Source organism: Brevundimonas sp. GW822-FHT03E11, from assembly GCF_058801445.1.
Genome location: NZ_JBXANG010000011.1, coordinates 56,962 through 68,952, shown reverse-complemented (window position 1 = coordinate 68,952; position 11,991 = coordinate 56,962). Strand labels below are relative to the sequence as shown.

General features: G+C 67.9%; 9 protein-coding genes. 3 read left to right on the top strand and 6 right to left on the bottom strand.

Going from position 1 to position 11,991, the window contains the following annotated elements; translation table 11 throughout:
• Position 1: 1 nt before the first annotated feature.
• A complete protein-coding gene (locus tag AC1RKE_RS14810; protein WP_395942033.1) occupies positions 2-1,681 on the bottom strand; it encodes an FAD-binding dehydrogenase in 1,680 nt (559 codons plus the stop codon).
• 227 nt (positions 1,682-1,908) lie between these two features.
• On the opposite strand from AC1RKE_RS14810, the gene AC1RKE_RS14805 reads away from it, so the two are divergent.
• The 3 genes from AC1RKE_RS14805 (at position 1,909) to AC1RKE_RS14795 (ending at position 7,850) form a co-directional block, all read left to right on the top strand.
• Complete coding sequence (locus AC1RKE_RS14805; protein ID WP_182714137.1) at positions 1,909-4,905, top strand: TonB-dependent receptor; 2,997 nt, start codon at positions 1,909-1,911, stop codon at positions 4,903-4,905.
• Positions 4,906-5,122: 217 nt separating this feature from the next.
• Entirely contained in the window at positions 5,123-5,602 is a 480-nt protein-coding gene (locus AC1RKE_RS14800; protein ID WP_152949565.1) for a PraA/PraB family alkane oxidation protein activator, read from the top strand.
• A 106-nt stretch (positions 5,603-5,708) separates the two neighbouring features.
• Entirely contained in the window at positions 5,709-7,850 is a 2,142-nt protein-coding gene (locus AC1RKE_RS14795) for a TonB-dependent receptor plug domain-containing protein (protein ID WP_348684198.1), read from the top strand.
• 145 nt (positions 7,851-7,995) lie between these two features.
• Here the strand turns inward: AC1RKE_RS14795 and mmsB are convergent, their stop codons facing one another.
• From mmsB to AC1RKE_RS14770, 5 genes are all read right to left on the bottom strand, one after another.
• On the bottom strand, positions 7,996-8,898 hold the full coding sequence (mmsB, locus tag AC1RKE_RS14790) for a 3-hydroxyisobutyrate dehydrogenase (RefSeq protein ID WP_348684200.1): 903 nt from the start codon (positions 8,896-8,898) through the stop codon (positions 7,996-7,998).
• 52 nt (positions 8,899-8,950) lie between these two features.
• Positions 8,951-9,997: an enoyl-CoA hydratase/isomerase family protein gene (locus tag AC1RKE_RS14785; protein WP_348684202.1), complete on the bottom strand. Its 1,047-nt coding sequence runs from the start codon at positions 9,995-9,997 to the stop codon at positions 8,951-8,953.
• A 7-nt stretch (positions 9,998-10,004) separates the two neighbouring features.
• Complete coding sequence (locus tag AC1RKE_RS14780) at positions 10,005-10,415, bottom strand: type II toxin-antitoxin system VapC family toxin (protein WP_182714145.1); 411 nt, start codon at positions 10,413-10,415, stop codon at positions 10,005-10,007.
• Entirely contained in the window at positions 10,396-10,677 is a 282-nt protein-coding gene (locus tag AC1RKE_RS14775; protein WP_182714146.1) for a type II toxin-antitoxin system Phd/YefM family antitoxin, read from the bottom strand. Before AC1RKE_RS14775 ends, AC1RKE_RS14780 begins: the two co-directional genes overlap by 20 nt.
• 66 nt (positions 10,678-10,743) lie before the next feature.
• Positions 10,744-11,883, bottom strand: coding sequence for an isobutyryl-CoA dehydrogenase (locus tag AC1RKE_RS14770; RefSeq protein ID WP_182714147.1), 1,140 nt, complete (start codon positions 11,881-11,883; stop codon positions 10,744-10,746).
• Between the last annotated feature and the right edge of the window lie 108 nt (positions 11,884-11,991).

Sequence of the window (11,991 nt, the reverse complement as noted above, 5' to 3'; positions counted from 1 at the left end):
ATCAGCCTGCCCGCTCCGCCATCGCCCGTCCCGCCGCCCGTCCGGTGAACAGACAGCCGCCCAGGAAGGTGCCCTCCAGGGCGTTGTAGCCATGGGCGCCGCCCCCGCCGAACCCCGCCGCCTCGCCCGCAGCATAGAGACCCTCCAACACCGATCCGTCGCCCCGCAACACCCGGCTGTCCAAATCCGTCTGCACCCCGCCCAGGCTCTTGCGCGTCAGGACGCTCAGCTTGACGCCGATCAGGGGGCCGGCGGCCGGGTCCAGCAGACGGTGCGGCCGGGCCACCCGCGCTAGCCGGTCGCCCAGATAGCGACGGGCGTTGTGGACGCCCTGGATCTGCAGATCCTTGGCGAAGGGATTGGCGATCTGGGCGTCGCGCGCCTCCACCACCCGCCGCACCGCCTCCGTCTTCAAAAGGGGCGTCGGGGTCAGGGCGTTCATGCCCGCGACCAGGGTCTCCAGCTCCTGGGCCACCACGAAGTCCGCCCCCTTGGCCTTGAAGGCCTCGACCTCGGGCGAGGCGCCCTTGCCCAGCCGCGTCTTCAGCACCCGCAGCCAGTCGCCCGAGGTGATGTCGCCGTTCTGCTCCGAGCCTGAGAGGGCGAACTCCTTTTCGATGATCGACTGGGTCAGGATGAACCAGGAATGGTCGTGCTCAGCCAAGTCCGGCGTGGTGCGCAGATAGCGCAGGGTGGACAGGGTGTCATAGCCCGGCAGGGCGGGGAAAGGCAGCCGCCGCCCCAGGGCGTCCAGCCACAGGGACGAGGGGCCGGGCAGGATGCGGATGCCGTGTCCGGGCCAGATCGGGTTCCAGTTCCGCAGACCCTCGACATAGTGCCACATCCGGTCGCGGTTCACGAGCCGGGCGCCCGCCGCCTCGGCGATGTCCAACCCCCGTCCGTCGACATAGGCGGGCACGCCCGTGACCATCGTCCGCGGCGGCCGTCCCAGCCGTTTGGGCCAGAAGCGGCGCACCTTGTCGTGGTTCCCGCCGATGCCGCCGGTGGCGATCAGGACCGACGGCGCCCGCAGGGTGAAATCGCCCACGACCTCGCGGCTGGAGGCCGCGCCCCGCGGAGCCTCGCTGGGCGCCAGGCGGACGCCCGACACGCCGGTCACACGGCCCGCCTCGACGATCAGCTGATCCACCCGACTGCGGAAATGGAAGGTCAGCCGACCCTGGGCCTGGGCCTCCAGGGCGCGGGCGGCGAATGGGCCGCTGACGCCCGTGCCCGTGCCCCAGGCCACATGGAAGCGCGGGACGGAGTTGCCGTGCCCCTCGGCCCGGCCGTCGCCCCGCTCGGCCCAGCCCACCATGGGCGTCAGCCGGATTCCGTGTCGCCGCAGCCAGTCGCGCTTTTCGCCGGCGGCGAACTCGACATAGGCCCGGCCCCAGCGGGCGGCCCATTCGTCCTCGGCCAGGGCGCCGTCCAGCCGGTCCCAGCCGGCGCTGCCGCGCCAGTCGGACCAGGCCAGGTCGAAACTGTCGCGCACCCCCAGACGCCGCTGTTCGGGACTGTCGACCAGAAACAGGCCGCCGAAGGACCAATAGGCCTGGCCGCCCAGATTGGCGGCGTTCTCCTGATCCACCACCGCCACCTTGCGCCCGGCCTGGACCAGTTCGTTCGCAGCGACCAGTCCAGCCAGCCCCGCCCCGACGATTATGGCGTCGCAGTCCATCGCGCCCTCTCCCGATCCGCGCCCTCAGCCCTCGCCGAAAGTCCGAAATCACACCGTCTGCGGATGGCCGTCAACCGACACAATTGTCAATAGGTATTGACATGAGAGTGAGTAGTGCGAAGCTGGCGACAACCGCCGGTGGCCCCGCCCCGCCGAGCGGAAACATCAGGCGGGAGGAAACGCACATCAGGACGCCGTCTCCGGTCGGCGTGCTCAGGGAGGATCACATGGTTTCAGCCGTCCGCACTCGCGCGCGCCTTGCGCTCTCGGTCTCCGTCACAGCCCTGCTGATGGCTGGAGCCCCCGCCTTGGCCCAGACGACGCCGCCCGCAGCCCCAGCGCCGCAGGCAGGTCAGACCTCGCCCGCCGTGGTGGACGACATCATCGTGACCGCCCAGAAGCGCGAACAGTCGGTTCAGGACGTGCCTATCGCCGTCTCGGCCCTGTCGGCCGAGGCCCTGGCGTCGCGGCAGATTGAAGGGGGCTCGGAACTGCTGCGCGCCGTGCCGAACGTGGCCTTCTCCAAATCCAACTTCAGCATGTACAACTTCTCGATCCGCGGGATCGGGACCAAGGCGGTGTCCGCCTCCAGCGACCCGGCCGTGGCCGTCAGCTTCAACAACACTCCCCTGATCCGCAACCGGCTGTTCGAGCAGGAATATCTGGACGTCGCTCGGGTCGAGGTGCTGCGCGGGCCGCAGGGTACGCTTTACGGCCGCAACGCCACCGGCGGGGTCGTCAACATGTTCCCCGAACTGCCCAAGTTCCGGTCGGAGGGCTTCGCGGCCGGGGAACTGGGCAACTATGACAGCCGGCGCGGCCAGGCCATGCTCAACGTCCCCTTCGGCGACACCTTCGCCGTGCGCGGCGCCTTCGGCTTCACCCAGCGCGACGGCTTCGACTACAACAGCTTCAACGACACCCATGTGAACGACCGCGACCTGTTCACCACCCGTCTGTCGGCCCGGTGGGAGCCGACGGCGCGGTTCCGCGCCAATGCGATCTGGGAGCATTTCGAGGAAGACGACCACCGCTCCCGCACCGGCAAACAGCTGTGCACCACCGATCCGGGCCCGACCCAGGTCGGTTCGGCGACGATCACCACCCCTTACAATCAAGATCAGTTGAGCCAGGGCTGTCTGCCGGGTTCACTGTATTCCGACGCCGCCTATGGGGCGCCCAACGGTGGTTCCTTCGGGCCGATCCGGCTGCTGTCCGGTTTCTTCAGCCTGGGCGGCTTCGACGCAAACGGCGCCAGCGTCTATCCGATCCCACAGGGCTTCGACCCCTATGAGGGCGTCGTGCAGTCGCGAGACCTGCGTGAGATCGCCACCAACTACGATCCCGTCTTCCGGGCCGAGAACGACGTCGTCCAGGTCAATCTCGAATTCGACCTGACCGACACCCTGACCCTGTTCTCACAGACCGCCTACGCCAAGGACGACTATTATGCGTCGCAGGACTATGCGCGCTACGTCTCCAACCCCGCCTTCTCGGACAGCAGCCAGGTGTTCGATTTCTTCGGCGACCTGATTCCGTCGCCGGCCGCGCCCGGCGGCGTCTACACCGATCCGCAACTGGGGCCGTCAAACCGGATCCTGTCGGCCGACATCAGCCAGTCCGACAATCGACAATGGTATCAGGAGTTCCGCCTTCAGTCCGACATGGCGGGCGATTTCAACTTCAGCCTCGGCGCCAACTATTTGGACTTCAAGTCGCAGGACGATTACTACGTTTTCAACAACACCTTCTCCTACCTCGCCGAATATTTCTACAACTTCGAGCTGGGTCCGGACGGAAGTTCGCAAACCGTACCCTGCGATGACGATCGCGTGTTCGAATGCGTCTATGTCGACCCCAATCCGCTGAGCGAAATCAACGGCGAAGGTCACAACTATTTCCGCAGCAAGAACGTCGTCCACACCCGCTCCTGGGCCGTCTTCGGCGAGGGCTATTGGGACCTGACGCCGGAACTGCGGCTGACGACCGGCCTGCGCTATACCGAGGACCGCAAGGACACGACACCCTATCCCAGCCAGCTGCTGCTGGGCGCGCCGCTCGGCGGCGGGTCCGGTCCGGGGTCGGGCGGATTCGTGCGTCGGGGCTATTACGCCCTGCCGGACATCGAACAGAAGTGGGAGGCGGTCACCGGCCGGATCGTGCTGGATTGGACACCCGATCTGTCCTTCACCGACGACACCCTGGTCTACGCCTCCTTCTCCCGCGGCTATAAGGGCGGCGGCACCAACCCGCCTCGCCTGGAGCTGGACCCCAAGGTCGTCCAGTATCAGCCCCTGGCCAGCACCTTTGAGCCCGAATACGTCAACGCCTTCGAAATCGGCGCCAAGAATACGCTGATGGACGGGGCGCTGCGGCTGAACGCGACCGGCTTCTACTATGACTACAAAGACTATCAGGTCTCCCAGATCGTCGATCGCATCTCATTGAATGAGAATTTCGACGCTGAAATCTGGGGTCTGGAGCTTGAAGCGGTCTACCGGCCGACGCCCAGTTTCCAGATCGACGGCAATCTCGGCTATCTGAAGTCCCGCATCGCCGACGGCGAGCGGTCCATCAACGTCATGGACCGCACCCAAGGCGACCCCGACTGGATCACCATCCGTCCCTGGATCCAGGTGCCGTCGAACTGCATCGCCCCGCGCGCCTACGCTGAGACCATCCTCAACAGCGCTTTCGGACCCGATGCGGCCAATCTGGCGCTGAGCGCCCTGTGCGCCGGCTCGTCGCGGTTCGGCACCTTCAACCCCAACTTCGAGTCCATCCTTCCCTTCTGGGCCCTCTACGGCTTCACCTATGATCCCCTGACCGAGGCGCCGAACGGCGGGCGGGGTTTCGAGGCCGACCTGGGCGGCAATGAACTTCCTAACTCGCCCAACTGGACCGCCAACATCGGGGCCCAGTACAGCTGGTTCCTGGGCGATTGGGACCTGACCCTGCGCGGCGACTATTATCGCCAGGGCGAGAGCTTCTTCCGCGTCTACAACACTGAATACGACCGGCTGGAGGGCTGGGACAATCTGAACCTCTCGGTGTCCCTGACCAATGAGGCGCGAGGCCTGAAGCTCCAGGCCTATGTCAAGAACGTCTTCGACGATGCGCCCATCGTCGACGCCTTCACCAACTCGGACGACACTGGGCTGACGACCAACGTCTTCACCCTGGACCCGCGGCTGTTCGCCGTGCGGCTGACCAAGTCGTTCTGAGGTTGACGACAGGCCGGTCTTCCCGGCCGCCCTGTGAGGCCGTCCCCGGCGTCGAGAGACGCCGATCGGACGGCCTTATGTCGTTTTATATCATTGAAAAATATACGTATTTCTCCTTGACTCCAACCTACCTTCCGCGTTGTAAGTACATCGCCCCTAGCGGGTGAACACACGCTCAACGGGTCCAACCAAGGACCCATTCAAAGGGAGGACTACCATGATCAAGACGCTTTCCATCGCCGCTGCGGCGCTCGCTTCCGTCGCCGTCGCTTCCCCCAGCTTCGCCCAATCCTTCTCGCCCAGTTCGGGCAGCGTATCCGGATCGGGTTCTGTGACCCTGTCGCAAACGATCAGCGTCACCTGCAACGTCTCCATCACCGCAAGCCCGCTGAGCGCGACCAGCGCGCCCATTCCGACGCGCAGCATCTCGCCCGGCGGCATCGCCTGCTTGGCCGTTGCGCCGTCCGGCGCCTGGAGCGCGGCCGTGGTGCCGGGATCGACCACCTCGATCGCACTGACCATCGGCGCCAACACCGTGGCCAACGATCCCTGCTACGGCACCGTGGTGGTCGCCTGGAACAATGCGACCAGCACGGCGACCTTCAACAACAACGTCCTGCCCCCCGTGAACCCCGGCGGTCGCAACTGCACCATCGTCAGCGGCTCGATCCGTATTCCGGGTCTGCAAATCCTCTAGGTACGGCTGGTGCCCGGATCCTAAACCTGAAAAAGCCTGGCCGGACGTCCGCGACGCCCGGCCTTTTTTCTTTCCGCGCGGCCCGGCTCGCCCCTAGTTTGTCCCTGTGATCTCCCTCTGTCTCACGCTCGCCGGGTTCGGCGCCGCCGTCCAGGCGACGCCGGCAGCGCCGCAGGCCGCCCCGCCTGCGGTGACCGTCCTGCCCGACGTGGAGGTGGCGGCCCGGCGCGGCGCGACGCGCGCCCCGCCCCAGTATGAATATGACGCCGCGCGGATCGACGCCCTGGCCGGCGGCAGCGTCAGCGAGGTGCTGGGCCAGGCCGTACGTCAGTTCAGCCCCGGCCAGCCGCCCGTGGTCATCATCAACGGCGTCCGCATGCCGGACCCCTCCGTCTTTCTGGACCTGCCGCCCGACGCCCTGGAAAGGCTGGAGGTCCTGCCGGCCGGTTCGGCGGCGGAGTACGGCGGCTCGCCGTCAGGCCGGGTCTTCAACCTGGTCCTTCAGCGCAGTTTCGCCAGTCGCGACGGCGCCATGACGGCTGCGACCCCGACCGCCGGGGGCTTTCGCGAGCTTTCCGCCACGGCGCGCCAGTCCCGGCTTCAGGACCGCAACGTCACCAACCTGACCCTGGCCCTGCGCGACGCCTCGGCCCTGCGGGCGGACGATCGCCCGGCCTATCTGCGTGACCACCCCGACAGCGGAGGCGTCAGCCTGACGCCCGAGAGCCGGTTCCTTTCGGCCAACGCCGCCTTCAACCGCAGCCTGGGCGACTGGGCCGCCAGCCTGAACGCCTCAGCGAGCCAGACCTCCAGCCGATCGACCACGCGGGACGCCGACGGCCTGACGGTTCTCTCCACCGACACCCGCCGTTGGGAGGTGCGCAGCGGCCTCAGCGGTTCAGTTCTCGACTGGACCGCCCAGGTCAATCTCCTCGCTACGGCCGATGTCGTCGAGGCCGAAGGCCCGACGCCTTCCCAGACCGACCTGATGAGCTGGAGCGGCGCGGTCGCCCTGAACCGCAGCCTGCCGGGCCTGGGCGCCGGCCCGATCGCCGTCAATCTGTCCGCCGATGCGAACCGGAACCGAACCCGGACGGAGGCTGTGGGAGAGGCGGACCGGCGCGCCACGACGGGCTCCGCCTGGCAGGGGCAGATCACCGTCCCTCTGTCCCAGCCTGCGCCGCCGCCCGGTCTCGAGGGCGAGGCGAAGACCCTGAAAATCGGGGGCCTGAGCCTGGGCGGACTGTCCGTCAGCCTGGGCGCCGGCGGCCGCGACACCGACGCCGGGGGCGGAAGCAGTCTGGACCTCGGCGCCGCCTGGCAGCCGCGCGACCAGATCAGCCTCAGCGCCAGTTGGAACCGCACCCTGACCGCGCCCAGCGACCTGGACCGCTTCGCCCCGCAGCGCCAGGGCCCGAACGCCGTCGTCTATGACTTCCGCACCGGTGAGGCGGTCGAGGTCCAGACCCTGGTCGGCGGAAATCCCGACCTGACCGTCGCCCGGTCCGAAGGCGCGGCTCTCAACCTGTCGCTGGGCCCCTTCACCCCTTGGAGCGTCGGCTTCAACCAGGGTCTGTCCCTGGCCCGCGCGCGCGACGGGATTTCGTCGACTCTTCAGCCGACGCCACAGACCGAGGCCGCCTATCCCGACCGGTTCCTGCGCGATGCGTCGGGCCGTCTCGTTCGGATCGACCTGCGCCCCTTCAACGCCACGGCTTCAGAGACCCGGTCTCTGACCACCAGTCTGAGCCTGAACCCGCCGGTCGATCCCAGCCAGGCCTCCGCCGCGACCTGGACGGTCAGCCTGTTTCACACCTGGCGGCTGACCGACCGGACCGAGCTGGGCCGGGGCCTGCCGGTCCTGGATCGTCTGGCCGGTGACGGCGGCGGCGTGTCCGGCCAGGACCTGGGATGGACGCTCAGCCGGATGAAGGGGCCGCTGAAGATCGACGTCACCGGCCGGTGGACGGCGGGCTATCGCAGCCGGGCGACCATCGGTGAAGACGGCCCGGCCGACCTGCGGATCAGCGACTTCGCCCGCCTGGACCTGAAGGCGACCTATCGCCTCTTCCGGGACGTGTCCGGGCGACGGGCGGAAGGGGCGCGGCTGGAGCTGTCGATCCAGAACCTGACCGACGAACGCCCCTCCGCCCGCCTCGCCGACGGCGCCCCCGCCCCCGGCTACGGGCGCGACAGCCGCGACCCCGTCGGCCGCCGCATCGAGATCACCTTGGGCAAGCGGTTCTAGATGTGCAGGCCCAACAGCGAGAGCCTGCATGTCGATGTCTATGAACACCCGCCCGGATAGCACGCCCGCCAGCAGCCCTTGACCGAAAGCTCGGGCATAGGGCCGAATCCAGCGCATTCAGCGCCTGGGGCCAGGGTGTCGGCCATCATTGGGCCTCCAGCGCGTCCAGCCGTCCGCGCAGCATCTGCAGCATGGCCGAGAAGTCGCGGCCGCCGTGGCCCAGGCCGTCGAACAGGGCGTAGAGGGCCTCGGCCTGGGCGCCCAGGGGGGTGGAGGCGCCGGACTTGGCCGCCGCGTCCTGGGCCAGTTTCAGATCCTTCAGCATCATGGCGGTGGCGAATCCGCCCTGATAGCCGCGGTTCGACGGGGCGGCGGGTACGGGGCCGGGCCAGGGATAATAGCTGGTCACGCTCCAGCACTGGCCCGAGGATTTGGAGGCGATCTCGAAGAAGCGCTCCGGGTCCAGACCCAGTTTTTCGGCCAGGGCGATCGCCTCGCACGCGCCCAGCATGGATATGCCCAGGAGCATGTTGTTGCAGATCTTGGCCGCCTGGCCCGCGCCGTGATCGCCGGCGCGGATGGTGATCCGGCTCATCGCCTCCAGCGCCGCCTCGACCCGGGCGAAATCGCCCTCGTCGCAGCCGACCATGAAGGCCAGGGTTCCCGCATCGGCCGCCGCCGTCCCGCCCGACACCGGCGCGTCGGCGAAGGCGTAGCCGGCCGCCTTGGCCAGGCCCGCCACCTTGCGCGCCGTCTCCACGTCGATGGTGGAGCAGTCCAGCAGCAGGGCGCTGGACGGCGCCGCCCCGATGATCTGTTCGGCATAGACCTTATGCACATGGGGGCCAGCGGGCAGCATGGTGATCACCACCTCGGCGTCGCGCACGGCCTCGGCGACCGAAGCCGCAGGCGTGCAGCCGGCGGCGGCGGCCCTGTCCAGGGCCGCCTGCGACAGGTCGAAGGCGGCGACGGCGTGGCCGGCCTTGGCCTGATTGGCGGCCATGCCGCCCCCCATATTGCCCAGGCCGATGAAGGCGATCTTGGTCATGGTCTCTCTCCCTATTGTCGCCCGCTCATCCCCGCGAAAGCGGGGGACGCGGTCAGGCCAGCGGCGTCCATTTTTCGTTGTCCGGCAAGGGCGCGAACAGGGCGTCCAGCGTCGCCTCGGTAACGCCCGACAGGTCCGCAGGGGACCAGCGGGGCGCATTGTCCTTGTCGACGATCACCGCGCGGACACCCTCCTGGAAGTCGTGGGTCCGCACCATCCGGGCGCCCAGGGCGTATTCCATCGCCATATTGTCGGCGAAGGCGGTCAGCCTCGCACCGGTGCGGATCTGGCGCAGCGAGACCTTCAACGACTGGGGCGACTTGGTCTTCAGGACCGCCAGCTGAGCCAGGGCCCAGTCCGAACCGTCCGCCTCCAGGGCTGCGAAGATCTCTTCGACCGTGTCGAAGGCGAACAGCCGGTCGATGGCTTCGCGCTCGAACGCGAAGCCCGGCGGAATCGGCATGTCGTGCTTGCCCACGGCCTCGATCGGCTCGCCGCCGTTCACTATGTCCGCCTTCAGCGCCTCAATCTGATCGGACGGAACATAGTGGGTGTGGATGCCCAGTTCGATCGTCTGTTGCGCCTTCAGCCGCGCCCCCGTCAGCGCCAGCCAGACGCCCGTCTGGCCCGGCAGGCGCGGCAGGAACCAGCCGCCGCCGACGTCCGGGAACAGGCCGATGCCCGTCTCGGGCATGGCGTAGGTGGTCCGCTCGGTGGCGATACGGATGGCGGCGGGTTCCGATATGCCGACGCCGCCGCCCATGACGATCCCGTCCACGATCGCCGTGATCGGCTTGGGATAGTCGAACATCAGATGGTTCAGCCGGTATTCCGCCAGGAAGAAGGCCCTGGCCTCCGACGCATCGCCCGCCCCGCTCTCGGCGAGCGTGCGGATGTCGCCCCCGGCGCAGAAGCCGCGCTCGCCGGCATGGTCGATCAGCACCGACGTGACCGCCGCATCGTCGCGCCAGGCCAGCAGGGCCTGGGTCATGACCTCGCACATCGGCCGGTTCAGCGCGTGGATCGCCTTGGGCCGGTTCAGGGTGATGCGGCCCACGCCGTTCTCGATGCGGGCGATGATTTCGGCTTCGGTGGTCATTCTCGGCTCAATCCCGCAAATCAAAAACATCGACGCCGACGGCGCGGCAGGCGTCCAACAAGGCAGCGTCTCGGGAGGCCAGCGCCCCCCCATTGCCCAAGGCATGAAGCAGATAGGCGGTGTCGAACAGGCTGAGTCCGTGCGTCACGGACGGACCGATCAGGGCCAACGTCGCCTCGCTGTCCCTGGGAGGCGTCACGCGAATGTCCAGCTGACCCAGCTTCTCGCGCAACGGGTCAAGATCGGCGCGGCCTCGCCCCACCCGCAATGAGATGAAGTTGCCGATCTCCCACGCGAACACATCCGGCGCCGTCCGATAAATCGCCTCGTCCAGCAGCAATCGATCCGCCGCCCGTGTGCGCTGTTCGGCGAACAGCCAGCTGATCGCGCAGGAGGCGTCAATCGTGACGGTCTTCATCGCGGATCACTTTTTTAAGCTCGTCCCAGCTCATCTCCGCCAGGGTCGAGTCTATGGGTTGGGCGTCGCGCCAGGCGATGATCTCCTCGGCTATGGCGCGGCGTTCTTCCGGCGACCGGGTCCGGCGCTGCGGCGACGCCGGCACGATCTTGACCGCCGCCCGCCCCCGTCGCGTGACCAGCACCTCTTCGCCCGTCCGCTCCACCTCGGCGATCAAGCTGGTGAACGAGGTCTTGGCTTCCAGCACTCCGATCTCACGCATGGCTCCGCCTCCTGACCATTATGGTCAGAACATAAACCGTCCAAGGGGCTGGAGCCATAGGCGGCGTCATGACCGCCCCATCTCCCGCGCGATGATCACCCGCATGATCTCATTGGTCCCTTCCAGGATGCGGTGGACCCGCAGATCCCGCACGATCCGTTCCAGCGGATAGTCCTTCAGATAGCCGTAGCCGCCGTGCAGTTGCAGGGCCTCGTCGGCGATGTGGAAACAGGCGTCGGTGGCCATTCGCTTGGCCATGGCGCACCATTTGGTCTTTTCCGGATGGTCGGCGTCGATGGCCCAGGCGCCGCGCAGCACCATCAGCCGCGCCGCCTCCAGGTCGGTCGCCATGTCGGCCAGGCGGAACTGCAACGCCTGGAACTCGCCGATCGGCCGACCGAACTGTTTGCGGGTGGCGACATAGTCCTGCGCCGTCTCCAGCGCCAGCCGCGCCCCGCCCAGGGAACAGGCGGCGATGTTCAGCCGCCCGCCGTCCAGACCGGCCATGGCGTAGCGGAAGCCCGCCCCCTCCTCGCCCAGCAGATTGGCGACGGGCACGCGGCAGTCGTCGAACTGGACGATGGCGGTCGGCTGGGCGTTCCAGCCCATTTTCCGCTCCTGGGCCCCGAACGACAGGCCGGGCGTCCCGGCCTCGACGACCAGGGCGCTGATCCCCTTGGGGCCTTCGCCGCCGGTGCGGACCATGACGACATAGAGGTCGCTGGTCCCCGCGCCCGAGATGAAGGCCTTTGAGCCGTTCAGCACATAGTGGTCGCCGTCGCGCACCGCCGTGGTCCGCAGCGCCGCCGCGTCGGAGCCGGAGCCCGGCTCGGTCAGGCAGTACGAAGCGATCTTCTCCATCCCGACCAGCGACGGCACGAACCGCGCGCGCAGAGCGTCCGACCCGAACCGGTCGATCATCCAGGTCGCCATATTGTGGATCGAGATGAAGGCCGCCGTCGCCACATCGCCGCGCGACAGCTCCTCGAAGATCAGCGCCGCCTCGACCCGGCCGAGCGCCATGCCGCCGTGCTCCTCGGCCGTATAGATGCCGCAGAAGCCCATCTCGGCCGCCTGTTTCATCACTTCGACGGGGAACTGCTTCTCCTCGTCCCAGCGGGCCGAATGGGGCGCCAGCTCGGCCTCGGCGAAGGCGCGCGCCGCGTCCTGGATGGCGCGTTGGTCGTCGGTAAGGGCGAAGTCCATCTATCGTCACTCCCCGCCCCGACCCCGTCACCCTCGGGCTTGACCCGAGGATCGGAGGCGGGCGCGTCTGTTCATCCGCGTCGGCGCACAAGCGCGGACAATCCGGCC

Excerpts from the sequence above, each read along its gene's own strand:
- AC1RKE_RS14810 (WP_395942033.1), bottom strand. The coding sequence starts at position 1,681 with ATGGACTGCGACGCCATAATCGTCGGGGCGGGGCTGGCTGGACTGGTC.
- AC1RKE_RS14805 (WP_182714137.1), top strand. The coding sequence starts at position 1,909 with ATGGTTTCAGCCGTCCGCACTCGCGCGCGCCTTGCGCTCTCGGTCTCC.
- AC1RKE_RS14800 (WP_152949565.1), top strand. The coding sequence starts at position 5,123 with ATGATCAAGACGCTTTCCATCGCCGCTGCGGCGCTCGCTTCCGTCGCC.
- mmsB (WP_348684200.1), bottom strand. The coding sequence starts at position 8,898 with ATGACCAAGATCGCCTTCATCGGCCTGGGCAATATGGGGGGCGGCATG.
- AC1RKE_RS14785 (WP_348684202.1), bottom strand. The coding sequence starts at position 9,997 with ATGACCACCGAAGCCGAAATCATCGCCCGCATCGAGAACGGCGTGGGC.
- AC1RKE_RS14780 (WP_182714145.1), bottom strand. The coding sequence starts at position 10,415 with ATGAAGACCGTCACGATTGACGCCTCCTGCGCGATCAGCTGGCTGTTC.
- AC1RKE_RS14775 (WP_182714146.1), bottom strand. The coding sequence starts at position 10,677 with ATGCGTGAGATCGGAGTGCTGGAAGCCAAGACCTCGTTCACCAGCTTG.
- AC1RKE_RS14770 (WP_182714147.1), bottom strand. The coding sequence starts at position 11,883 with ATGGACTTCGCCCTTACCGACGACCAACGCGCCATCCAGGACGCGGCG.